The organism is Flavobacterium gelatinilyticum (genome assembly GCF_027111295.1).
GTDB classification, from domain to species: domain Bacteria; phylum Bacteroidota; class Bacteroidia; order Flavobacteriales; family Flavobacteriaceae; genus Flavobacterium; species Flavobacterium gelatinilyticum.
In genome coordinates, this window is sequence record NZ_CP114287.1 from 2,377,231 (window position 1) to 2,402,630 (window position 25,400).

The 25,400-nt window shown below is 33.4% G+C and carries 23 protein-coding genes and 2 tRNA genes; 14 read left to right on the plus strand and 11 right to left on the minus strand.

Annotated elements, in window-relative coordinates; translation table 11 throughout:
- Positions 1 to 194: 194 nt before the first annotated feature.
- From OZP11_RS09970 to OZP11_RS10005, 8 genes are all read left to right on the plus strand, one after another.
- Positions 195 to 1,172 (plus strand): peptidoglycan DD-metalloendopeptidase family protein, encoded by a 978-nt coding sequence (locus tag OZP11_RS09970; protein WP_281235054.1) that lies wholly within the window; start codon positions 195 to 197, stop codon positions 1,170 to 1,172.
- 44 nt (positions 1,173 to 1,216) lie between these two features.
- Positions 1,217 to 1,549: a MerR family transcriptional regulator gene (locus OZP11_RS09975; RefSeq protein ID WP_281235055.1), complete on the plus strand. Its 333-nt coding sequence runs from the start codon at positions 1,217 to 1,219 to the stop codon at positions 1,547 to 1,549.
- Positions 1,550 to 1,580: 31 nt separating this feature from the next.
- Positions 1,581 to 2,165, plus strand: coding sequence for a LemA family protein (locus OZP11_RS09980; protein ID WP_281235056.1), 585 nt, complete (start codon positions 1,581 to 1,583; stop codon positions 2,163 to 2,165).
- A gap of 53 nt (positions 2,166 to 2,218) precedes the next feature.
- Entirely contained in the window at positions 2,219 to 2,656 is a 438-nt protein-coding gene (locus tag OZP11_RS09985) for a TPM domain-containing protein (RefSeq protein ID WP_281235057.1), read from the plus strand.
- A 3-nt stretch (positions 2,657 to 2,659) separates the two neighbouring features.
- A complete protein-coding gene (locus OZP11_RS09990; protein ID WP_281235058.1) occupies positions 2,660 to 3,490 on the plus strand; it encodes a TPM domain-containing protein in 831 nt (276 codons plus the stop codon).
- Between the two features lie 83 nt (positions 3,491 to 3,573).
- A complete protein-coding gene (locus OZP11_RS09995) occupies positions 3,574 to 3,987 on the plus strand; it encodes an RrF2 family transcriptional regulator (RefSeq protein ID WP_281235059.1) in 414 nt (137 codons plus the stop codon).
- Between the two features lie 246 nt (positions 3,988 to 4,233).
- Positions 4,234 to 6,780 carry a TonB-dependent receptor gene (locus tag OZP11_RS10000; protein ID WP_281235060.1) on the plus strand — a complete coding sequence of 849 codons (2,547 nt, stop codon included), beginning with the start codon at positions 4,234 to 4,236 and terminating at the stop codon, positions 6,778 to 6,780.
- A 159-nt stretch (positions 6,781 to 6,939) separates the two neighbouring features.
- Positions 6,940 to 7,674 (plus strand): DUF2490 domain-containing protein, encoded by a 735-nt coding sequence (locus OZP11_RS10005; RefSeq protein WP_281235061.1) that lies wholly within the window; start codon positions 6,940 to 6,942, stop codon positions 7,672 to 7,674.
- A 256-nt stretch (positions 7,675 to 7,930) separates the two neighbouring features.
- On the opposite strand, the gene OZP11_RS10010 is transcribed toward OZP11_RS10005, so the two are convergent.
- From OZP11_RS10010 to era, 3 genes are all read right to left on the minus strand, one after another.
- A complete protein-coding gene (locus OZP11_RS10010) occupies positions 7,931 to 10,693 on the minus strand; it encodes an outer membrane beta-barrel protein (protein WP_281235062.1) in 2,763 nt (920 codons plus the stop codon).
- Between the two features lie 137 nt (positions 10,694 to 10,830).
- Positions 10,831 to 12,138: a ribosome biogenesis GTPase Der gene (der, locus tag OZP11_RS10015; protein WP_281235063.1), complete on the minus strand. Its 1,308-nt coding sequence runs from the start codon at positions 12,136 to 12,138 to the stop codon at positions 10,831 to 10,833.
- A gap of 213 nt (positions 12,139 to 12,351) precedes the next feature.
- A complete protein-coding gene (era, locus tag OZP11_RS10020; RefSeq protein ID WP_281235064.1) occupies positions 12,352 to 13,233 on the minus strand; it encodes a GTPase Era in 882 nt (293 codons plus the stop codon).
- 117 nt (positions 13,234 to 13,350) lie between these two features.
- Between era and OZP11_RS10025 the strand changes: the two genes are divergently transcribed.
- Positions 13,351 to 13,423: transfer RNA gene (locus OZP11_RS10025), tRNA-Met, on the plus strand.
- A 384-nt stretch (positions 13,424 to 13,807) separates the two neighbouring features.
- A complete protein-coding gene (locus OZP11_RS10030) occupies positions 13,808 to 14,833 on the plus strand; it encodes a hypothetical protein (RefSeq protein ID WP_281235065.1) in 1,026 nt (341 codons plus the stop codon).
- 157 nt (positions 14,834 to 14,990) lie between these two features.
- On the opposite strand, the gene OZP11_RS10035 is transcribed toward OZP11_RS10030, so the two are convergent.
- The 3 genes from OZP11_RS10035 to OZP11_RS10045 form a co-directional block, all read right to left on the minus strand.
- Positions 14,991 to 15,590, minus strand: a complete 600-nt coding sequence (locus OZP11_RS10035) for a hypothetical protein (RefSeq protein ID WP_281235066.1) — start codon at positions 15,588 to 15,590, stop codon at positions 14,991 to 14,993.
- 487 nt (positions 15,591 to 16,077) lie between these two features.
- A complete protein-coding gene (locus OZP11_RS10040) occupies positions 16,078 to 17,217 on the minus strand; it encodes a hypothetical protein (protein ID WP_281235067.1) in 1,140 nt (379 codons plus the stop codon).
- A gap of 111 nt (positions 17,218 to 17,328) precedes the next feature.
- Positions 17,329 to 18,147, minus strand: coding sequence for a DUF5694 domain-containing protein (locus OZP11_RS10045; protein WP_281235068.1), 819 nt, complete (start codon positions 18,145 to 18,147; stop codon positions 17,329 to 17,331).
- A 299-nt stretch (positions 18,148 to 18,446) separates the two neighbouring features.
- Between OZP11_RS10045 and OZP11_RS10050 the strand changes: the two genes are divergently transcribed.
- The 3 genes from OZP11_RS10050 (at position 18,447) to OZP11_RS10060 (ending at position 21,083) form a co-directional block, all read left to right on the plus strand.
- Positions 18,447 to 18,851, plus strand: coding sequence for an XRE family transcriptional regulator (locus OZP11_RS10050; protein WP_281235069.1), 405 nt, complete (start codon positions 18,447 to 18,449; stop codon positions 18,849 to 18,851).
- A 729-nt stretch (positions 18,852 to 19,580) separates the two neighbouring features.
- Positions 19,581 to 19,652: transfer RNA gene (locus OZP11_RS10055), tRNA-Glu, on the plus strand.
- 231 nt (positions 19,653 to 19,883) lie between these two features.
- Entirely contained in the window at positions 19,884 to 21,083 is a 1,200-nt protein-coding gene (locus tag OZP11_RS10060; RefSeq protein WP_281235070.1) for an outer membrane protein assembly factor BamB family protein, read from the plus strand.
- Between the two features lie 47 nt (positions 21,084 to 21,130).
- Here the strand turns inward: OZP11_RS10060 and OZP11_RS10065 are convergent, their stop codons facing one another.
- Entirely contained in the window at positions 21,131 to 21,826 is a 696-nt protein-coding gene (locus OZP11_RS10065; protein ID WP_281235071.1) for a M23 family metallopeptidase, read from the minus strand.
- Positions 21,827 to 21,828: 2 nt separating this feature from the next.
- Positions 21,829 to 22,533, minus strand: a complete 705-nt coding sequence (locus OZP11_RS10070) for a hypothetical protein (protein ID WP_281235072.1) — start codon at positions 22,531 to 22,533, stop codon at positions 21,829 to 21,831.
- 280 nt (positions 22,534 to 22,813) lie between these two features.
- Between OZP11_RS10070 and OZP11_RS10075 the strand changes: the two genes are divergently transcribed.
- Entirely contained in the window at positions 22,814 to 23,950 is a 1,137-nt protein-coding gene (locus OZP11_RS10075) for a helix-turn-helix domain-containing protein (RefSeq protein WP_281235073.1), read from the plus strand.
- Between the two features lie 133 nt (positions 23,951 to 24,083).
- On the opposite strand, the gene OZP11_RS10080 is transcribed toward OZP11_RS10075, so the two are convergent.
- The 3 genes from OZP11_RS10080 to OZP11_RS10090 form a co-directional block, all read right to left on the minus strand.
- Positions 24,084 to 24,392 carry a hypothetical protein gene (locus OZP11_RS10080; protein WP_281235074.1) on the minus strand — a complete coding sequence of 103 codons (309 nt, stop codon included), beginning with the start codon at positions 24,390 to 24,392 and terminating at the stop codon, positions 24,084 to 24,086.
- Positions 24,393 to 24,463: 71 nt separating this feature from the next.
- On the minus strand, positions 24,464 to 24,958 hold the full coding sequence (locus OZP11_RS10085; RefSeq protein WP_281235075.1) for a hypothetical protein: 495 nt from the start codon (positions 24,956 to 24,958) through the stop codon (positions 24,464 to 24,466).
- Complete coding sequence (locus OZP11_RS10090; RefSeq protein ID WP_281235076.1) at positions 24,958 to 25,398, minus strand: hypothetical protein; 441 nt, start codon at positions 25,396 to 25,398, stop codon at positions 24,958 to 24,960. Before OZP11_RS10090 ends, OZP11_RS10085 begins: the two co-directional genes overlap by 1 nt.
- Positions 25,399 to 25,400 lie beyond the last annotated feature (2 nt).

Consider the following 25,400-nt stretch of genomic DNA (forward strand, 5'->3'; position numbering starts at 1 on the left):
TTTTAAAACTGAAAATTAAAAAACTTATGATTTTCAACAATAAATTCGCTATTTTGCGCATTATCTAAATTATCCAATTGCCCCAATTATCAAATTCTTTTGATCTTGTAAAAAAGCCCCGACTAACTGAAACATTTCGTGTTTTTGTTCGTCTAACTTATTTTACAAGCAGCAAAAATAGCGTATTTTAAAATATGGCGAAAGTAAAATATTATTATGACTCAGAAAATCTGGCTTATACAAAAATAAAAACCAGAAAAAGAATAAAAATCGGTTATGCATTGTTGTTTTTGCTTGCTTCTGCCCTGTTCGGATTTTTAGTTTTTGTGCTTTTAATTAACACTCCTTATTTCGAAACTCCAAAAGACAGGCTTCAGGCACGTGAAATTGAAAACTTAAAACTGCAGTACTCGATTCTGAATAAAAAACTGGACGAAATCGACGCTGTTGCGGATGCCTTAGAAGACCGCGACAATAATATTTACCGAATTTATTTCAATAAAGCCGAAATTCCGGATTCGGTTAGAAAAGCAGGTTTCAGAAACCCGGAAAGATACAAGATTCTGGAAGGCTATAATAACTCGCAATTGGTATTGAATACCACGAAACGTGTAGATCAGCTTTCTAAAGAACTTGCGATTCAGTCAAAATCATTAGATGAAATTCTAAAACTCGCCAGTGCAAAAGGAAATTTATTACTGGCAATTCCTGCCATTCAGCCAGTCCGCAACGAAAATTTAAAACGGGTTGCGTCAGGTTTTGGATACAGAATTGACCCTTTCACGAAAGTGAGAAAAATGCACAACGGAATGGACTTTACAGCCAGTACAGGAACTCCCGTTTATGCAACGGGCGACGGTGTAATTGACAGGGCTGACAACTCGGCCTCCGGATTTGGAAACCATGTTGTCATCAGGCACGGTTTTGGATATGAGAGTCTGTATGCTCATTTAAGCAAATACAACTGCAGACCCGGACAGCGCGTAAAAAGAGGTGATGTTATTGGGTATGTAGGAAGTACCGGAAGATCTGAAGGGCCACACTGCCATTATGAAGTCCATAAAGACGGAAAAGTGGTCAATCCGCTTAATTTTTATTACGGTAATATTTCGGCGGCGGAATATGTTGTAATTTCACAAATGGCAAACCAGGAAAATCAGTCATTAGATTAATACTGTAAAAAGTATTATTTTTGAAATAAATTAGAACAAAAAACATGCACATTGAGCTTTCAAAAGATAAAAGATATTACAGCATTGGCGAAGTTGCCAAAGCTTTTAATGTCAATGCATCATTGATACGTTTTTGGGACAGCGAATTTGATATCCTGAAACCAAAAAAGAATGCCAAAGGCAACAGAATGTTTACTCCCGAAGATATTACCAATCTGCAGCTGATTTATCATCTGGTTAAAGAAAGAGGTTTTACACTTGAAGGTGCCAAAACACACCTGAAAGAGGGACAAAAGAAAACGTTAGATAAATTCGAAATAATACGTAAATTAGAAGCTATCAAAACACAATTAAACGAAATCAAAAACGAATTGTAATTAAATAAAAATAAACTTAAATCAAACAAACATGAAAAAGTGGTTAATCCCTGTAGGAATTATTGTAGCGCTTATCGCTATTATCGCATTTTGGTCGATTGGAATTAAAAATACTGCTTTACAACACAGTCAGGCTGTAAATAAGGATTGGGGAAATGTACAAACAGCTTACCAAAGACGTAATGATCTTATTGGGAATTTAGTAAACACTGTAAAAGGTGCTGCTGATTTTGAAAAATCAACTTTAACTGCTGTAATCGAGGCTCGTGCAAAAGCTACTTCGGTAACAATTGATCCAAGTAACGTAACTCCTGAACAATTAGCACAGTTTAATCAGGCACAAAGCGGTGTATCTTCGTCTTTATCAAGATTATTGGTTTCTGTTGAGCAATATCCAACATTAAAAGCAAATGAAAACTTCTTAAAATTGCAAGATGAATTAGCCAGTACTGAAAATCAGATTTTAACTGCCAGAACTCGTTTTAATGAATCTGTACAGGTTTACAACGGATATGTATTAAAAATCCCGAACAACTGGTTCTTAAGCGAATATAAAGAAAAACCATACTTCGAAGCTTCTACAGGTGCAGATAAACCGGTTGAAGTAAAATTCTAAGTTTTTTAGAAATATATCTAAAATCAGAACTCTAAAATCTAAAATTATTCACCATGTCAAAAGTAGAAGATTTTTTAACCCAGGAAGAGGAGAAGGAAATTGTTGAAGCTATTCGCATAGCCGAAGAAAACACTTCCGGAGAAATTAGAGTTCATATAGAAAAAACATCTTCTAAAGCTCATTTTGACAGAGCTTTAGAAGTTTTTCACCATTTACGAATGGACGAAACCAGATTGCAGAACGGCGTGCTTTTCTATTTTGCAGTTGAGGACAAAAACTTTGTAATCTGCGGTGATAAAGGAATTAACGATCTTGTTGCAGATGATTTCTGGAACTGCACCAAAGATGTTATGACCAATCATTTTAAAGCCGGTAACTTTAAGCAGGGAATCGTTGATGGTATTTTAAATGCCGGTGAGCAATTAAAAAAATACTTCCCTTCAACAGAAGACGATACAAACGAACTATCTAACGAAATTTCAAAAGGATAAATAATGAAAAATTCCAAAAATAAAATCCCAAATTCCAATAGAATTTTTCAGATTACCCTTTTGTTTATCGCACTTTTTATCAGCAATACTATTTTTGCGCAATTTGAGATTCCACCCAAACCAAGTTTTCAAACATCTGTTTATGATTATGGAAAGGTTTTAAGTGCTTCAGAAAAAGCACAATTAGAAGAAAAACTTATCCGCTATTCCGATTCAACCACAACCCAGATTGTTGTAATTACCATCGAAAGCCTTAAAGGAGAAGATGTAAGCCAGTTAGCAACCAAATGGGGACAAACCTGGGGAATTGGAGGAACAGCCCAAGATGATAATGGTGTAATTATTCTTTTATCTAAAAATGACAAGAAAATTGCAATAAATCCCGGTTATGGACTTGAAGATCGTTTAACTGCAGGAATTGGCGGTACAATTATCAGAAATATCATTATCCCTGAATTTAAAGCAGGAAGTTTTTATAATGGCTTAGATAAAGGAACAGATGCCATAATTGATGTTTTTAAAGGAAAATTTAAAGGCGAACGCAAACAAGCCAAAGGAAAAGACTTCCCTATACTCCCATTTGTTATTATTGTCGTTATTGTTTTAATCTTACTTTCGCGAGGCAGAAAAGGCGGCGGCGGAAATTCCGGCAGCAATGGCGGCGGTCCAAGTCTTTTAGATGTTATTATCCTGAGTAATCTTGGAAGAAGCGGCGGTGGATTTGGAGGCTTCGGCGGCGGATCATCGGGAGGTGGTTTTGGCGGAGGCGGAGGCTTCGGCGGTGGATTTGGCGGAGGCGGATTCTCCGGAGGAGGTTCAAGCGGAAGCTGGTAATTTCACGTTTCAAGTTTTTTTGTTTCAGGTTTCAAGTTTAGTAATTAATAATTCATACTTTTACAAATTACAATTCTATTATAATGTTATCACATAAAGCAAAATACGCCCTGAAGGCCTTACTTTATTTAGCAGAACAAGACGAAAATCACATTTCCAGAACGGTGGAAATTGCTGAGGGTGCTAATATTCCTAAAAAGTTTTTAGAGCAGATTTTACTGGATCTAAAAAGAGGACGTTTTGTGAGCAGTAAGCAGGGAAAATTTGGCGGATATTATCTGATAAAATCAAAAAATGACATCACACTGGCAGAAATTCACCGATTATTTGATGGTGCAATTGCTCTTTTGCCATGTGCTTCCTTAAATTTTTACGAGCCTTGCTCTGATTGTAAAACTGAGGCTGAATGCAGTCTGCGCCACGGTTTAATGCTTATTAGAGACAAAACTTTAAAGGCGATGGAAGGCATTACTATAGCTTCATTAGTGAAGAAATAAAAAAATATTTTCTAATTCCTACTAAATCTATAGAATTTATATATACATTTGCAAAAAACATTTAACAAACCAATTAGAATTTTTAACTCATGAAAGAAAAATTTAGTCCCTTAGATGTCAGGAGTCTTTTGCAAAAAAAACAGAATAGCTTTTTCACAGCTGTAAAAAACAGTTCATGTATGATGTGTATGTGTTGGTAAAAAAAATTTACTTTAAATTCTACTAATCATATATACTTAATATAAAATGAAAACATCTATACAAAATATATTTACAATTTTATTCTTTTTAACCTTCTCTTTATCATTTGCTCAAAATATTGAAGGTGTAATTACAACTAATGAAAATATTCCTTTAGAAGCTGCCAACGTAGTAATAAAAGGAACTACATACAGTGCTGTAACAGACAACAGCGGAAAATTTGTCATCGATTCAAGAGGTCGTTTACCATTAACTTTATTAGTTCAGTACGTAGGTTATGTAACTGCTGAAATTGAAGTTACAGCAATACCGGTTAATCCAATTCAGATTTCATTAAAAGAAGAAAACGAACTTATTGAAGTAGTGGTATCTTCAAGACGCCGTATCGAAAAAGTTCAGGATGTACCAATCGCAGTATCGGTTATTACCGGAAAACAGGCCGAACAAACCGGAGCTTTCAACGTAAACCGTATTAAAGAATTAGTTCCTTCTGTACAACTTTACTCCTCTAATCCAAGAAATACAGGTATTAATATCAGAAGTTTAGGTTCTCCATTCGGATTAACTAATGACGGAATCGATCCTGGTGTTGGTTTCTATGTAGATGGTGTTTACTATGCACGTCCGGCTGCTACAACGCTTGACTTTATCGATGTAGAGCAAATTGAGGTTTTAAGAGGTCCGCAAGGTTCTTTATTTGGGAAAAACACCACTTCTGGAGCCTTTAACATTACCACTCGCAAACCAAGTTTTACTTCTGGTGCTGATTTCGAAGTAAGCTACGGAAATTTTGCTTTCCTGCAGGCCAAAGCATCTGTTACAGGAGCTTTAGGCAAAAAAGTAGCGGGCAGATTATCATTTTCAGGAACTCAAAGAGATGGTCTTGTTGATAATGTGGCAACAGGAAGAGCTACAAATACTTTAAACAATCAGGGAATCCGAGGTCAGTTACTTTGGACTCCAACAGAAAATACAAATATTATTTTAGCAGGAGATATTACAACGCAGCGTCCTGACGGATATGCGCAGGTAATTGCTGGTGTTGCTCCTACTCAAAGAGCGGCTTACCGTCAGTTTGATGCCATTATTGCCGATTTAAATTATCAGCTTCCAAGCCGAAATGCTTTTGACCGCAAAATCGATCAGGATACACCTTGGCGTTCAGGACAGGATATGGGAGGTGTTTCTTTTAATGTTGATACTAAAATTGGAGGCGGAACGCTTACCTCTACAACAGCATGGCGTTTCTGGAACTGGGATCCTTCAAATGATCGTGATTTTACAGGGCTTCAAGTATTGGCTAAATCTCAAAATCCAACCAGACAGACACAAATTACTCAGGAAGTTCGTTATGCCGGACAGTTAACCTCTAAATTAAGCGGTGTTGCAGGTGTGTTCTTTATCGATCAGACTTCGCAGACTGATGGTACAGAAGAGTCTGGAAATGCGCAATGGAGATTTTCTCAGAGTTCTACAAGTCCATTATGGAAAACTCCGGGGCTTTTTGAAGGTTACGGAATTAAGACAGATGCCAGAATCAGAGCTTCCAGCGCAGCTGTTTTTGGTCAGTTAGACTGGGCTATTACAAATCGTTTACACGTTTTGCCAGGTTTACGATATAATTTTGATAAAAAAGATGCTAGTTATTCCCGTACAACATACGGCGGATTACAAACGACAGATCCTGCTTTACTGGCTTTGAAAAAACAAGTTTACTCTGATCAGGCATTTGACTCAAGTACAGACAATACAGACTTTTCAGGGAACATAACGCTGACTTTTAAAGCAAGTGATAAAATCAATGCTTACGGAACTTTTGCAAAAAGCTACAAACCGGTTGGTGTAAACGTAGCTGGTCTTCCAACTAATTCTGCCGGTCAGCCTTTATTAGAACTAGCAGTTATTAAACCTGAAAAAGTATATCATTATGAGGTTGGTGTAAAAACATCGCCATTTAAAAACTCAATTTTCAATTTAGCGTTCTTTAAAACAGATATTAAAGATTTCCAAACCAACGTTCAGGCTGCTGAATTAGGCGTAAACCGCGGTTATCTTGCCAATGCCGATAAAGTACGTGTACAAGGTGTTGAGCTTGATGCAAGTTTTGTTATCAGTTCGCACTTAACTATAAACGGTGCTGCAACTTATACAGATGGTAAATATGTAAAATTTACAAATGCACCGCTTCCATTAGAAGAAACAGGAGCTCCGGTATCTTTCAAAGATGTTTCGGGTTCTGCCCTTCCGGGTGCTTCAAGGTGGGCAGGATCATTAGGCGGCGAACTTTCAGATCAGGCAAAATTCTTTGGTAACACAGGAAAAGTTTTCCTTGCTGTTGATTCTTACGCGCGTTCTGAATTTTCTTCAAGCCCTTCGGCTTCAAAATATTTAGTAGTTCAAGGTTATGCTATTTTTAATGCCCGTTTAGGTTTTCGTGCTTCTCAGGGATTATCGGTTCACTTTTGGGGACGTAACCTGTTAGATAAAGATTATTACGAGCAGTTATTGCCTGCAGGTGGTAACGCAGGACAATATGCTGGTGTTCTTGGTGATCAAAGAACTTATGGAGTTACTTTGAAGTATTCGCTGTAAACAAGTTAGTTAGTTAAAGTTAAGAAAACGAGATACACAAATGTATCTCGTTTTTTTATTCCTGAAATCAAAATCACAAAATAGCATTTAAATCAAATTTAATTCTGCTTCAGATCAATTCTTCTTTCTCTATATTCGCAGCCTGAATTTATGGGTTGAATGAAGATTTTCAAATTAGTATTTATTTTAGGTCTTATAAGTCCTTTTTTATCGGCACAAAATATAAAGAAAACAGATCAGCAGACACTGACCTGGATTCGCTATTACAATATTTTTCCTCTTACTGAAAAATGGGCCATTCACTCGGAATTTGATAATCGAAGTTTCATTAATCCCATTCATCAAAATCTATTTGTATTACGGGCACAAGGCCGATATCGGGCTTCTAAAATTGCAGAATTAGGCGGTGGTTTTGCCTATTTTAATGTAAATACGCAAGATCCGCATAACGACCCTGATTTCTCGGTTCCCGAATATAGGGCGCAGCAGGATATCACACTTATACACGATATTGCCAAAATTACTTTCCATAATCGTTTTCAGCTTGAAGAACGCTTTATTCAGAAAGCAGCAAAGACAGAATTACTGAATGATTTCTCCTTTGCATACCGTTTTCGTTACAGACTTCAATCGACTTTTACACTTTGGGAAAAAGAAAAAAGAAGCCTTAAAGGGATTATTTCTGATGAAGTTATGTTCAACTTTGGAAAAGACAATAAACGAAATACTTTTGATCAAAATCGTCTTTATCTTGCAATGCGTTATCATATTAATCCAAATATAGGTTTGGAACTGGGATATTTAAATAGTTTTCAAAGACGTTCCAGCGGACTGGATTTTTATGACCGCGATATTATCCGGTTTACTTTTTATCATAAAATTGATAGATTTTAGATTTTAGATTTTAGATTTTAGATTTTAGATTTTAGATTTTAGATTTTAGATTTTAGATTTTAGATTTTAGATTTTAGATTTTAGATTTTAGATTTTAGATTTTAGATTTTAGATTTTAGATTTTAGATTTTAGATTTTAGATTTTAGATTTTAGATTTTAGATTTTAGAAAAAAAGCGGATCAAATTTCCAATTTGATCCGCTTTTTTTCTTGATTCTTTACTCTTTTTTCTATTTTCTCTGTCAAAAGAAAAACTCTATCCTCTCGCTTTTCTGTTTCCTCCTTTTTCAGATCCGGTGAAGTTTCCAATTTTATAGGCTAAAGAAAACATTACGTAACGTCTTAAGACGGTGTTTTCTTCATCACGAACAGAAGTCGCCGAAATGGTTCTGGTTGCGCTTAAATTCTGATTTAAAACGTCATACACTTTTACTTTTGCATATAATTTTTTATCTAAAAATCCATACGATAAACTGGTATTCCAGAGATAAAAATCTTTTTTGAATCCGTCAGAAATATTAGAGTTGTACGTGTATCCAAAATCATTTCCAAAGATTAAATTTTTAGGCCAGTACGTAGTCGTCTGCAAATTGATGCGGTGTACCACATTCGAAGTAGCGTCTCTCGAATAATTTTCATATTTTGACTGATTGTATGATAAATTATAAGAAGGCGCAATGCTCAATACTTCTCCGTAATCATAAGACATATAAACCTTTGGTGTAATTCCTGTTGATTTTGCATAGTACAATACATCATTGGTAAATCCTTTATCATAAGAATAATTTCCGCTCAGTCCCAATCCGTAACGCAAAGTATGTGCCCCGCTTTTTACCGACTGATTCCAGTTTGCTCCTGCTGAAAGATTGTAAACTCCCGAAATATTGGTATAGGTCGTAAACCTTTGTCCGCCCTCATCAAAGCTTGAAATAGAAACAATATCATTATTATAATAATCTCCTTTTAAATTAAAACTATATCCTGAACGAGATCTAAAATCATAATTTCTGAACTGGAAATTAACGCTGTTTTTTTCAACTGGCTTCAAATCAGGATTACCAACAATAGTATTCAAAGGGTTATTCAAATTTATAATCGGCATTAATTGATTCGCTGCAGGCAATGCATTTGAATAATCGTATTTGAATGATAAATTTTTAGAACGGCTGAATTTATATCGCAGCAAGGCAGCTGCGAAAGGCAGTGCATACTTTTTACTTAAATCTGTTGCAGTACTTTGGTAAAATGAATAGTTATCAAATCTTACAATTGAAGTACGGCTGTCAAGATTTATGGTAAATTTATTCTTTTGCAAAGTAATCCCAACTTTTGGTGTAACCGAATTTTGAATTGAGCTTGTATAATTACTAAATCTTGAATCAAAATCAGAATATTCCTGAGTAGTTTCGTTAAAGTTATACGTTTTTTGATCGTTACTATTGCTTTTCCAATCCAAATCAGCACCAATTCTTACCCTTAACGAATCGGTTATCGGTTCTGTATACTCAATATCAGCAGAATAAGCATCACTTACGGCTCTCTTTTTTGTGTTCTGATTTCTGAAGTCATTAGGTCTATTTCCTTGGTAATAAATTGTTTCAGAAATATTCAACGCATCAGAATCACTGTCTGTATTATTGTTTGTAAATACAAAACTTAAATTTCTTGATTTTTTATCAAATGCTTTATTAAAATTTAATGAATTAGAGAAATTTGTATTGGTACCTTCAGACAAAGAGCTTCCCTCACTTGTATTTAACTCATTTCCATTTTCATCTTCTGTAGAACTTGAAGACGATGAACGGCCAATACTTCTTGACTGACTTACTTTTGGCGCAAAAACAATTCGTGTTTTGGGATCCAGTCTGTATTCTAATTCAAAGTTTGCGTTATTGCCTGTATTTTCATTTCTAGATTTAGACTCACTTTGTGTTATATTATTTCCAGTAGGCTGAAAAACAAGCTCATTAGACTTGCTGTCATTATTATTTACTGTGTTCGAAAAATTGTAGCTTCCCATTGCCAATAATTTTTTCGTCCAGTCATCAGAATAATTAAGCCCCACTAAATTAGACTGCGTAATTCCTTTTCCGCCTCCGCCAGAATTAGAACTCCCTCCTCTTCCGCTGCTATTTCGACCTCCTCCCATATTATCAAAAACATCATCCATCGAAAATCCGGTTGAATTGATATTATTAGAAGATGCCAGCAGACTTATTTTTTGCTGATTATTAAAATAATTTAAATTGATATTTGCTTCATAGCGATCATCGGTTCCGTACCCGCCCATTACTTTTCCAAAATATCCTTTGTTTTTCTTTTCGTCAATTGTGATATTGATACTCGAAAAATCTGAAGTTGATTCTTGTTTAGAAAGTTCTTCTTTTTTGGTTTTAAAATCCGAAACCTGAATCTTTTTTATAATATCTGCCGGAAGATTTTTGATTGCAATTGCTCCGTCTTTATCAAAAAAAGTTTTTCCGTTTACCAGGACCTGGTTTACCTCCCGTCCGTTTACGGTAATTTTTCCATCATTATCAACATCAAAACCTGGAAGCTGTTTTATCAGAGTCTCCACATTCGAATCCGGACGGACTTTGTAAGACGCTGCATTAAATTCTAAAGTATCTTTTTTAATGGTAATCGGTGCGGCTTCTGTCTTAATTACAACATCGTTTAAGGTATTTACACTTTCAATAAGATATAATTTCCCAAAATCTTTGCTTTCTGTAACACTTTTGTATTCTTCATAATAGGTTTGATATCCCATATAATTCACTTTTAAGAATACAGGCCGGTCGTATTTTTTCATATTTAATCGAAAAGTACCGTTTTTGTCTGTAGTAGCGTATTCGATTACGGTAGAATCTTTTACTGTGGTAAAATATACCGTTGCAAGTTCTAATGGCAATTGGGTATTAACGTCCAGTACTGTCCCTCTGACAGTTATATCGTTTTGTGCATGGCCAGCAAAAACGAAAAGAAAAAAAAGCGATAGGAATGAAATTAATTTAGTCATAAATTTTGGTTAGGTTTGATTGGTTAGACTGTAAAAAAACAAAAAGGTTTAATTGTGTTTTTTACATTTATCCAAATAACGTGCCATTAAAAATGCGGCAAAAAAAAGTCCCCTTATTTCGGGGGACTTGATTTTTTCTATTTCTCTCTGATATATATATCAATTGGAACTCCTGCAAAATCCCAATTATCGCGAATTTTATTTTCTAAATATCGCTTGTATGGTTCTTTTACATATTGCGGTAAGTTTGCAAAGAAAACAAACTGAGGCGTTTGTGTTGGCAATTGCATGCAGTATTTAATTTTTACATATTTCCCTTTCATAGCCGGCGGCGGATATGCTTCGATTACTTTCAGCATATATTCGTTGAATTTTGAAGTCGGGATTCTTTGTTTTCTGTTTTCAAAAACCTGAACTGTAGATTCTAAAGCTTTTAATAAACGCTGTTTTGTTAAAGCCGAAACGAATAAAATTGGCACATCTGTAAAAGGCATTAATTCTTTACGGATTTTCTCTTCGTAATCGCGTGACGACATGGTATCTTTTTCTACCAAATCCCATTTGTTAACTAAGATTACAACACCTTTACGGTTTTTCTCTGCCAGCCAGAAAATACTCTGATCCTGACCTTCGAAGCCACGTGTAGCATCGATTACCAATATACAAACATCTGCGTGCTCAATAGCTCTTACAGAACGCATTACAGAATAAAACTCTAAATCTTCCTTAACTTTTGCTTTACGACGGATTCCCGCAGTATCGACTAAGTTAAATTCGAAACCGAAACGGTCGAATTTTGTATCAATAGCATCACGGGTTGTTCCGGCAATATCGGTTACAATATAACGATCCTGACCAATCAGGGCATTGATAAAACTTGATTTTCCGGCATTTGGACGCCCTACAACAGCAAAACGAGGTAAATCTTCTTTAACCTCAACTTCTGGTTTTTCCGGAAAAGCTTCAATTAAAGCATCTAATAAATCTCCTGTTCCGCTTCCTGAAATACTAGCAAAAGTATAATAATCTCCTAAACCAAGATTATAAAATTCAACAGCATCTTTTTCGCGCATTGCGTTATCTACCTTATTTACAGCTAAAAGAACCGGTTTTGTTACTTTACGAAGCAACTTAGCAACCGTTTCATCCATCGGTGTAATACCTTCTTCTACATCTACAACAAAAATAATAACATCGGCTTCATCGATAGCAAGTTCTACCTGTTTACGGATTTCACCTTCGAAAACGTCATCAGACCCTCGAACGTATCCACCTGTATCAATGACAGAAAACTCTTTTCCGTTCCACTCGCTTTTACCATAGTTTCTATCACGGGTAACCCCAGATACTGAATCTACAATAGCTTCTCTTCTTTGTATCAGCCTATTAAAAAGGGTCGATTTCCCTACATTAGGTCTTCCTACTATCGCAACAATGTTATTCATTTTTTTGAATTTTAGATTCCAGATTTACAATTTCAGATTTCGTTTTTGACTAAATCATAATGAATTACAAATCCAAAACACTTTATTTAAATTTTTTGCAAAGGTAGTTAAAAAAAGTTGCTGAGATGCTAAGTTTCTAAGTACCTAGTTTTTTTGTTTCAGGTTCACGCTTGAACAGAACTGGCAACGTGAAACCTGAAACAATATTATATCTTATTGATTATATCCAAATCGTTTCAGCATATTGGCGTTGCTTCTCCAGTTTTTGTTCACTTTTACATAAAGTTCAAGGTGAATTTGTTTTCCGAAGAATTTTTCTAAATCGGCACGGGCATCAGTTCCTACTTTTTTCAAAGCAGCTCCTTTGTGTCCAATGATAATTCCTTTTTGTGTATCACGCTCAACCATAATTACAGAACGAATTCTGATAATATTATCGGTTTCGTGAAATTCCTCAGTCACAATTTCAACCGCATACGGAATTTCTTTACTATAATTCAAAAGGATTTTTTCACGAATGGTTTCGTTTACAAAAAAGCGTTCCGGTTTATCGGTTAATTGGTCTTTTGGATAATAAGGAGGTGATTCCGGCAGTAATTCGATAATTCTTCCAAAAACTTCCGGTACATTAAAGTTTTGAAGCGCCGAGATTGGGAAAATTTCAGCATTTGGCAGTTTTTCTTTCCAAAAAGCCACCTGCTCCTCTAATTGTTCCTGATTTGAATTGTCAATCTTGTTTAAAAGCAGTAAAACGGGAATTTTTGCATAAAAAATCTTTTTAAAGAAATCCTCGTCTTTTAAATCTTTCTCTCCTATCTCGACCATATAAACTAAAATATCAGCATCTTCAAAAGCCGATTTTACAAAGTTCATCATCGACTCCTGCATTTCGTAAGCCGGTTTTATAATTCCGGGAGTATCAGATAATACGATTTGGAAATCATCGCCATTTACGATTCCGAGGATTCTATGACGGGTTGTTTGCGCTTTTGATGTAATAATCGATAATCTTTCTCCAACAAAGGCGTTCATTAATGTTGATTTTCCAACGTTTGGATTTCCGATGATATTTACGAAACCTGCTTTATGTGACATTTTTTGTTTTATTTATTTTGCAAAGGTAGTCATATCAAGTTAATACAGAAAATAAAACATTTTTTAAAATTTTCGTTGGAATTCTCAAAAATCGACGTATCTTTGCACCCGAAACATCGCGGGATAGAGCAGTAGGCAGCTCGTCGGGCTCATAACCCGAAGGTCACAGGTTCGAGTCCTGTTCCCGCTACTAAGACAAAAGCTTCAGAGAAATCTGGAGCTTTTTTATTTATCCTCATAATCAAAGAGCTCATATCCGCCACGGCGGACACCAGGTTCGAGTCCTGTTCCCGCTTTTTTTGTTTATATTTACTTTTATTTTCTTTGCGGGAGCAGATTACAAATCTGCGCTATCGTTGTGTTCGGAGTGATCGGCGTTCACTGTGAAAAGATCATAGATTTCACAATCCCATTATTAGGAAAAACATTCAACAATTAAAAGTCCTTTTGATAATTATAAGTTTATTATTACATATTTGACAATAAACCCTAACGTTTATTAGACATATCTATCAATTTTGGGGTAATAAGCATTCGGTTATCAGTAGTATATACTAGTTATGTGATATTTTATATGAACAAAAATGTAATAATAGAAAATGGTCAAAATATAATTGACATTTCTTTTGATGGTCTCGTTATATGTCTAAAGATTTTAAAACCAATCATTGCAGACTGGAACGATAATGAAGGAACTGTTGGTCATTATTTTATTTTGAACGCAGAATATGATAGAAAACAACTTATTTCTGAATTTAATGAAGTTTTAATTAATGGAAGTGAAGAAGAATTGGAATCTAAAATACTTACCTTTTTAAAACTATTAAAATCAGGTGAATACGAAATTAGTTCGTTTAGTAAATTGTTAAAATTTGCAGATATACATTCCGAATATGGAGATAATGAAAATTCAAATATTTATGGTTATCATTTTTTAAATTATAATCAAAATTTCAATTATATGTTTACTCAACCTTATTCACTAATTTCAAATGAAAGAGTGACCTTTTACAAGAATTTAATAAAATCAGGTGGTAAACCAAAGGTCTTAACAATTGCAAATAATAATTCTGATAATAATGTAGAATTTATTTTAGATGGTCATCATAAAATCTTAGCTTATTTATATTTAGGCATGCCTTGTGAATTTATTACAATCACAAAAATTAGTCCTGAAGATGAATATACAAAGATCAATCTCTTTAATGAATATGCATATCTGTTAGATAATACACTCAAAAATAACATAATTGAAAATAATCCGATTTTGAGAACGGACAAAAGTACTGATTCTCAAAAATACAATATGGAATTTGATAGATACTTAAAAACATTTCAAAAATACATTTCTGGAGATGTTTACAAATTAATATTTAAATCAATTAATTCACTTAACAATGAAGAAAAAAAATGGGGATTGAATAAATTAAGAATTATTGAAAAAAGAGATTTTTCAAATGAAAAATTAATACTGTGGAATATAATTAACGAACACCTTTCTCTTTCCTATCGTGAAATAAAATCTAAAGAAGAATTTAATTATTTTATTTTGGAAACTTTTGGAAGATCATTAGATGATATTGAGAAAAACATCAAATAACAGTTACTACAACGGATTTAGTTGTAAAATATCCCTTTAAGATGCGAATGCAAAAATCTCATAACAATCTGCAATAAAGTGGTTAGATAATTTGATGCTTCCCGCTACTAATACAAATCTTCAGAGAAATCTGAAGATTTTTTATACTTTAGTAAATTCATCTATCAAAACCAATCTTTCCTGTTTTGGGTGCATAAAGCAATTTAAGATCTAAATAATATTTATCAAATTCCTGTTTTGAAATTGCTTCAACATTTCTGAGCCATTTCAAATCATTTACTTGAGTTTCATAACTCAAATTAGGATCTAAACTTAAATATTTTTCTTTTAAATATTCATCCCTTTCAGCAAACAATTTTAGTATAAAATCGTTTACAGTACTTTCATTTGGACTTTTCTTCAATAAATAGAGATAACCATTGCTATGAGTTCTTATTCTCCACGAATTCTCATTCATAAAAATATATACTGCAAATAAAACTACTCCCGGCAATGCAAGTGCAATCCACATTTCAGGATCTACCTCTTTATCATTTCGATAAGAAAAAGACATTCCGCTAAGCATGAAAAAAAACAAAGCAAATACCAAAATGATATTATTTGTTGTTTTATAAGTAGTTTTTTCTTTTACCAAATTCTCAAATGCAACCATACCTTCACTTTCACCCCCGAGATAAGATGTTTTATAATGCAATTTGTTTTCAAGAATGTTATATTCTATTTTTTTAAATAATCTACGTTGTTTTATTCCCTGCATTTTCCTTTAAGTTTATCCAATCTGCAACATCAAATATATCATTTTTCGCAACTCATTTGATTAAGTCTCACAAAATTAAAAACATCTTCATTTTAATAGTAAAATATACAATTTCAAATGTAAAATTGTTTTTTTACCATCGATATTTTTTTATAAATGAGCTAGAAAAACATGCTTTTGAATTGAAAGAATATTAAATCCAATCGCGCGGATTTGTAATCCGTGCCTGCAAAATATATCATAAAATGCAAGTGCAATACTCATATAATAATCTTCCATAAATGGTTTCAGTATTCCAAACAAATTGCAGCAACTCTTTAATCATATATTGAAGTAATTTATCCCATTCTTTTTTCTTTAGGCAGATTAAATCTGGTTTAATTTTATATAAAGATTTACCTCACTATCAGCTTTTAAAGCCTTATCTAAAAAAGCATCTTTTTTTGATTTTCTCAACTTCCATTACTTATCCAAATTCGTTGTGTTGTTACAATGCATTTTTTTCTATCCATTCTTGAAGCGTTGCTTTGGTCAAATTAGAACAATATGAACCATCTTGTCGATTTTCTAAAGGCGAGAAGAAAACGGCTACTTCTCCACTTTCTTCATTTCCTCCTATAAAACTAATATTAAATTTTATAGCACAATCATATGCAATTTTCTCATATCGTTTCCCTTCTTTTGGTGACATTGGATAATTAGGCTTAAAGCCCTTAGGAATATAAATATCCTCAATTCTAGCATAAAATATTTTTTCTCCAGTTGTGGCAACTGTCTCTATAAATGACGCTTTGAATTCGTTTTTTTTATCAAGCTGCGGTATTACGTAATTTATTTGAACAGTTTCGGGCACTAATAATGACTTTTCAATACATTCTCCTGCAATGACAACATCAACGCCCTTAGAAAATGTTCCATAATTTGTTAAAACCCACCCACGGTCTTTCTTTTCACCTTCTTTGATGTCAATTAGCCCTGCGCCTGAGAGCATGCTGAATTTAGTCAAACCTAATTCCGTATTTTCCTTTTTATCTTTTTGTGCAAAATTTAGTTTTATTCCTTCGCTTTGATTTTCCTCACTTATGTAATTATAACCTGTCAACAGTTTTGAACTGTCTACATTGATAAATTTCGCAAATTCAGTCAAAAATCCCTCAACAAAAAAAGAGCTGTTTTGCCAAGCCATTTTAATATCGTCAAATGCGTAATTGCCTAAAAGTATGTCAGTCCAAGCATTCGGCTTGCTTTTATTAAAATCAACTTTTTTGGATAAATTACTTATTGAGTCTTTAAGTATTCCATTATTATTAAGACCAACATACACTGAATCACTATCATTTACTAAAATACTAAGTGCAGTGGTTTTAAATTGTTTTGATAGTACTGATGCTAACTTATTAAGTTTTCTTGGACCTTCGTACTCCATTTCTTCATCATAAACAGATACCCATTCTGAATCGTTAGAAAATGAAATAATTATTGTTTTGTCTGCATCTGCTTCGTTGTCTACTTTAACAAAACCTGACTCCTGATTATAATTTGTAATGTATTGAATTACTTTTTCCGTTATTTCAGTTCTATCAAAGTTCGAAGTCTTTAATTGAATGTTTGTAAAAAATGCTCCCATTTTGTTTAATTATCTCATCTATCTGTGTCGTTCTAAAATGCCCAATAACTTTTATATATGTGCGACAAAGTACAAAAAGCTATACAAATTAGGGCAGATGTTTGCGACAGTTTATTTTAGCACACTATTTAATTCAACGATTTCAAAGTCGTCGTTGTTTTGCAGCAAGTGTTTTAATATAGGAATATGTCCTTGTCCAAATATTAGAATAACGTATGTGTCGCTAGAATTTACCTGATTTACAATATTTGAATAAATAGCAAGATTTCGTAAATACCAATCTGATACATATTGTGCTCCGGCAAAATTTTTACCAGCACCAACTTTTGCTATATACTTTAGATAAATTGATAAATTTTTCTGTAACTCTTCGGGTTTATTTAAGTGTTTTAAAACTTCGGTTATTGAGCTTTTTTTCAATTTATCATCATAATCCTTGAGCATTCCATTTGCCATGACGCCTAGATCTTTTAGCAGATAAAGTTGATTGTTTTCTTTTGCAGTTGCCGCCATTAAGCTGTCATGCTTTAAGCCATAGAATTTATCTACACAATTTATTTGATTCAATTTTAATTTTTTACCTAACCTAAAGCCAATTTGTTCTCTTTCTGAAACTGGAAGTTTATACTGGCCTGTTACATATAAATTATACAAACTGTCACTGGAATGTTGATTTTCGACTGGTCTTTCAATCATCACTTTAGTCGCTTTTGTTTGAGACAGAACATTCGTTAAGTCTTCTAATTCTGTTTGTCGTTTAGCACTAAGAAAATCGTCTGTTTTTAATTCAAACTTATCTGTATGCGGGTTTTCAAAATGAATTGTCCCAATTAATAAGATTTTAGTTTTATGTTTAGATTCTTGCCCAAAAGCTGTTGTTAAAAATAAAAACGCAATTAAAAATGTAGAAATTGTTTTAATGAAAGTCATTTTTTTAGTTTATTTTTTAGAATTATCACTACGCAAAAGCAACCCAAACTGAGCTAAATATGTGTGAAAAATATCTCACAATACTATGCTCAAATATATAATTTTTACATTATAAATCGCGATACGTAATATTTATTTTTCCTTGCAGATTACACTTCTGCAAGAATAAAATATTCCATTTTTTAGATATAATAATCTGACAAAAAAAACACTTTACGGTATATTTTTTTATCTTTGAAATTCAGACTTTTTATCCGAATGACTTTATCTTTGAGCCTTCGGGAAAATCAAAACTTATTATGGAACAAAAAATACATCAGGGAAGAAATGTAAAACGTTTTAGAGAAATGCTTGGCATCAAACAAGAGGCATTGGCTTATGATCTTGGGGACGATTGGAATCAGAAGAAAATTTCGATGCTTGAGCAGAAAGATGTAATTGAAGAAAATCTGCTTAAACAAATTTCAAATTCTTTAAAAATTCCTGTTGAAGCTTTTCAGAATTTTGATGAAGAACAGGCCATAAATATTATTTCGAATACTTTTCATGACACTCAAGGTCTAATAAATTACAACCCGACTTTTAACAACAATCCAATTGAAAAATTGATCCAGCTTCACGAAGAAAAAATTGCTTTATATGAGCGTATGTTAAAAGAGAAAGATGAAATGATGCAGAAGCTTGAAAAACTGATCGATAAATAATTATTTATAAAAGATATATTAATTCAAACAAAAAGAGACTTCGAGTCTCTTTTTGTGTATTTTTTTTCATAAATGTGCGTTTAAAATTTCTGCCAATTTCTATTGTTTTACAACATAACCAGATATTATTTCTGTAAAACCTCATATAAATAATTCTGAATTCACTATTTATTTTAGAATTAAACTAATATTTAATTTAAGTCTATCTGTAATCACATTGGCTGGGCTTTCTTCTTTATAGTATTTTTATATTTAGTTATATAAATAAAAGCGCCAGCAACAATCATTATGATTAATAATACAATTAATTGTCCCATTGTCTTTTTACTGTTAGATACAAGAATATAATCCTCGTTACGCAAATATCTCCGACTTTGCGTTTTCAAACAAATATAAATTAAGAAGCGTTAAAAAAATACACAAAGTCAGATACATTTGCACAACATGCGCGGCGTCGGCAAAACAAAGCATCGAAAAAACACATAAAAATATTCCTTCAAAATAAAATTTTACCAAAATTTTTTCACTTCAATAAACTAGAACAAAAACAACTTCTTCATACAAAACAATCAATTATTAATCAAACAAATACAACACACTTACACTTAATTTAGCACCGCTTTATCATTCAAAAAACGAAGCTTAGTTTAAAAAACCTCAAAAAAAATCCTCCATTCTTTTGCAAATATGGAATTAATTCCCTTGTTTTGCACCCGAATTAAAAAAGCAGGTCCGTTCGTCTATCGGTTAGGACGCCAGGTTTTCATCCTGGTAAGGGGGGTTCGATTCCCCCACGGACTACTTTCAAAGACAAAAGCTTCAGAGAAATCTGGAGCTTTTTTTGTTTATATTTACCCGATCAAATTAGAGCGAAATAAAACCTTGTTCGGCATTAATTCGGTTCATAGTTCACAATTAGCAAAGTGATTGTAACTGCGAATTTAACAAATGCAATAATTAAGCAGCCTACAAGTTATGAATGGGTAATTTCGAATCTAAAAAAGCAATCAAGAAATAAAACCAAATCTTAAAATGAAACAAAAACTAATAACGCTTTTATTTGTATTTACTTTTATAAGCATGTTTGGACAGGCTCCGGCCAACAAAACTAATTACTCCAACAAAGCTTTACCTGCAGGCGAAATGGTCACTAACAAGTCGGTGCGACCGCTTAAAAAAGTAAAGTTATACGATGAATCAATCCTGATTTACGATTACGACGGCGCTCTTTTTTCATACGATTTAGAAACCGAATCAATCGCCTGGACTGTAAAAGCAGCAGATAATCATTCTGAAATGTGCGCCAATAAAATAACTCTGCATGACGGAGTTGTGTATGTTCCGTTTGTGAATGGCGAAATTTTCGCAGTCGACAATCTTACGGGTGACATTTTCTGGAAATCAAGACTCGGAAATATTACAGATCAGATTGTTTTAAAAGATCAGACTCCGGTTATCGCTAACGGAAAATTGTACATAACCGCTCAAAACCAAAACGAAGGAAGCAATTTGTATGCGCTTGATTTAAAAGACGGAAGTCTGGCATGGAACTACAAACTCGATACTGCAGCCAACGATATTCCGGTGCTTTTTTTCGACAACAAAATTTTTACTCAAAGCGGACCAAATGTTTACAGTTTTGATGCCAATACAGGAAAAGTACTAAGCCAGAAAACTTTTGAAGAAGCCATGACAGGAAAACCTGTAACAGATGGTTTAAATGTTTTTATAGCAAATGAAAAAAATACGCTGTATGCTCTAAGCCCTGATAAACTGGATATTGTATGGGAATTTAAATTAGACGAAAATCAATTCAACGTAAAGGAACGCATTTTCGAAAAAGATAAAATTCTTTATTTTGGAGCGCAGGGCACAAATACAACTTCAATATATGCTGTTGATTCGAAAACAGGATCTCAGATTTGGAAAACCGATTTTAAAGAAGATAACATTGAATACATTGTAAGAGAGGTTGAAAATTTATGGGGATACACCAAAAAAGGAAGACTTTTTGAACTCGATTTGACAAATGGCGAAATCGCATACGAAGTTAAACTAACAACGCAGCCGGTTTCAAACATTGAATTCCCGAACGATGATAACTTGTTTTATTATTATTGCGATGCCGGCTTAATTCAGTTTGATTTAAAAGAAAAAGACGAAAACGTGTATTATATGCGAACTTCTCTTAAGGAAAACATTTACAGCGCTTATCTCAAAATAGTTCGATAATAAAAAAGAAGCTTTCTCAAAACCGAGGAAGCTTCTTTTTTTGTCTTTTAATTTTTCCTCACCGTTTGAGATGTTACAGGTTCTCCTCTTTCAGTAAAAACATCATCGGCATAATAGTTTACGAATTGCATAGGCAGCCCGGTACCGGTAGCAAGAGACGAAGTGGTCTGCAAATGATAATGCAGATGCGGCCCTGTAGAGTAACCGCTGTTTCCCGCCAGACCTACTTTTTGACCTCTAACTACAGCATCTCCAACTTCGACTATTATCGAGTTCTTTTTTAAATGAAGCATAAAAGAATATTCTCCGTTTAAATGATCAATTATAATATAATTCCCAAATGTTTGTTTCGTGTTTTTAACTCCCGGAACATTATCCTCAATAGTATTTTCCATTGCTATTATCTTTCCGTCTCCCGGAGCATTTAAACGCTTGCCAAAACAGTAATAATCTTCATTTTTTGTTCCGTCTCCTGTATTGCCTCTTCTGTTTATTATCTGAACCATATCAAGTGCATATCTTTGGTGGCGGTTAGGCGAAAAATGATGATTTTCTTCCAGCGATTTTCCTCCCGCAGCTATGTACCAGTCGTCTTCAAAAGGCAGCTCCAGAACTGTTTTTGTTTTGTAATTCAAATAAACTTCTTCGTCGAATTTACCTTCGTCTCCCATAAGCATTTCGGCACAAGAAGTCAGCAAAAAAGCAAATGCAAAAGCGTAAACTGTAGATTTGATATGTTTCATGATTAAAATTTATAGTTAATACCCAGATTTAGCTGATGCTGCAATTCTCTATAAGCACTCGGAATCTGAAGTCGGGAATAATTGAAGTTGTATGACGCCTTTACATCAAAATGATTGGAAATTTTATAACCATATTCTAAATTCCATAAAGCACTTTGATACTTATCTAAAGCATAAAATTTACCCTCGGCATTCGTAACCCTGAGCAATATTAAAGGAAGAGTAAGCTTTGACGACAGATAGTGTTTCTCATTTATTTGATAACCAATCCTGCCCGAAATTCCAAATTCCTGATGAAACGAAACATAATCTCCATTGTGATATACAGACAAAGTAGTCTGCGATTGCAGCCCTGCATGAATGGCAAATTTATCTTTGCTGTAAACCTGTTTTAAATACGAAAACTCCATTCCTCCCTTATAATAATCTGTGTTGAGATTAGAAAGTCTGTCGGTTTTTAAATCCGTAGAAAGATAATGCAGCTTTGCCTCAAATAAATTATCATTTTTACTCGTGCGGGTATAGTTTAGTTTATAAACCGGACCTTCATACTCATATGTTGCCACGGGAGCAAATTCGAGATTTTTTAAAAACCCAAAATTACTGCCGACAGAAAATTCGAGCTGATTCTTTTTTTGAGTCGTTTGTGATTGAACAGATACTGCAGACAAAATCGCAGTAGTAAACAAGAGCCGATTTAGTTTCATACCATTTGAAATGTTAAGTTGATTATGATGCCTCAAAAGTAGAGAGACCAAAAGAGCCGAGGTTTCAAAACCTTAAAAGTGAAGAAATCCGAACTTATTCAACAATATGAAACTCATCAATAGTTAATCATTTCATAATCTCTTAAGAAAATCATCGGCATTACTATAAATTCGTCGTGTCAATTCGTACAAATAAGTTATGTTTTAACAAATAACTCATTTTGCCGATTGCTTAAAACAATTTAGAACCCAATCTTAAAAACAACCTTTACAGCAAACCTTGATTTATACAACACTTTTAAATATTGCGATTTTTCAGGGAATAATTTTAGGTTTTATTATCTTAAAATCGCCGTTATTCAACAGTACTTCAAATAAATATCTGGCATTTGCAATTTTAACCCTTTCGATACTTTTACTTAATCTTGTTCTCGAAATCGAAGAAGCCTATACGCCCTACCCTTTTTTACGTTTTATAGACGATGTCGAATGGGCATTTTTATTGCCGGTCTTCATTTTTCTGTTTACAATCAACCGGATCGATGATGCCGTGAAAAGCCGGCAAAAAACAGCTTTGGTTTTTATTCCGTTTGCTTATTCGGCTGTGCTTAATATTACCTGCGATCTCGATACCGTGGGCGGCGTTTACCATATTCCGGAATGGAGCAAAGGACTAATTGATATTCTGAGTCAGATCGAACTCATTTTAGCACTTACCTTTATCCCTTTCCTGCTGTTTTATTCTTATTTTATGATAAAACATTTAAAAGATAAGCAGGAAAAAAAATGGATTTTTATTCTGTTAAGTCTTGTCTCAACATTACTTTTCTCGTGGGTTATCACTATTCTTACCGGTTTGTTTTTTCAATACGACATTTCGTATATAATGAAAATACTTGCCTTGTTTGGCACATTTTTAATTCACTGGACGACATACATTGGCATTTACAAATACAAACTGGCCAAAGACAAAGATGGTATTTACAATTTTCTAAATAAAGATTTAGCGATTTCGTACATCGATCTGCCAATTGAAGAAACTATTGAAGCAGAAGAAACCAGAGAACCCATCACGGCCGATAATATTTATTTTCAGAATCTTGAGATTCTCTGCAAAGAACATCACATTTACACCGACAGTACGTTGAGCAGAGAAAAAACAGCCGAAAAACTAGGTATAAGTGCCGGATATCTTTCGCAGATTGTAAACACAATTACGGGAGACAATTTCGCTAACTATATTAATCAATACAGGGTTGAAGCGGTTAAGGAAATGATTTTAAACTCTGAATACGAAAACTACAATCTCTTAACAATGGGGTTAGAATCTGGCTTTACCTCAAAAACAACTTTTTATAATGCTTTTAAAAAAGTAACGGGAAAAACACCAAACGAATACAGAATCTCGAACAAATAAGTGTCAATAAAACTGACCGTAATATTGTTTCAAAAATTGGATTAAGTGCAGGTTATCGATTTTAATTTTAGCCGAAATATAATCTTTGTCAAAGCTTTAAAACTCTGACAAAGATGTTTTTACACAATATTATTTATGATTCAGCCGAAAATTCCTGAATAATATCCAGAAGTTCAAATTCATCCGAAGGAAATAATTCTAAAACATGTTCTAAAATTAAACTAACATTTATCGATGCATTTTTTTCGGCATTCTGGTCCAGCGCCAAAATACATAGTTTTAGCATATTTGTAATCACACATCCTCTTTCGTAATACGGCAGCGAATTATTTTCTGTTTTAACCGATGATTGTTTTAGAGCATTTAAATACCGAACAGACAATTTTTTAATATCTTCTAAACTTTTAATTCCTTTTGTTTCCATTATCAAAAATTCATTCATTTTACAATGTTTCAAATTTCAATAAATGTTCTCTAAAATCGGTTATCCTGTATGATAACTACCCAAATGTTTTAATGATCCGCATTTAAAACTATGCTAAAATCTTTAGGAATATTATCTGCAAACTGCTTCATTTCTTCTGATTCTAGTATTATTTTTTCAAAATCTGACATGTATAAATACCCCAAATCAGTATTAAAAAAATCATTCAACTGATCTCTTTCAATGTCAAAGTAATAATAAACATCTTTTAAAGGTGAAATATCAAAAATTAACTCACAACGTATTTGATACTCTTCATCACAGTCCTCAATACATATTTGACGTTCAAAACTAATTTTGTTATTATAATTATTAATAAAAGCAGAAACCGTAATAGAATCTCTTATTATATTAAAGTCTTTAAAACAAGTGAATGCATTGTTTTCCTCAAAAAAATCAAGAAAAATTTTGAGATAATTTTTAACCATCAATAAATGACCAGCTTCAAGTTTCTTCTGTACTTTATCTCTAAAAATATCCGCAAACTTTGGCAAACGTCGTCCGTAAAAATAGTTTAAGTCCATCAAATTTGATTAAACAATTCTATAATAGCTTCTCTTACTGCCTGAGCATGGACTGGTCTCTCTAAATCCCTAAAACCTCCATCCACAATTGAAAAACGAAAAACATGGGGATCTTTGTTTAAAACAGAAAAAATTTCAATAAACCTTGTCATTTCAGATCTAATCAAATATTCATATTGCTTTGGCAATTTATTCTCTTCGACCTCCCATTGGTAAGTATGGTAATTTTTATTTTCTTTATAACGTTCCTTATACTCATTTACAACATTTAATGCATGTAAATCACTTTCTACTTCCAGTTTTATTTTAACCTTACCATAACGACCAACTGATAAATTTAAAATCTCTTTTTCCCCATACAAGGGAAGCATTGACAAATCTATTGGTTTTGCAATTTTATCTACTATTTTACCGTATGGAGATCTAATAATTTCAATCATTA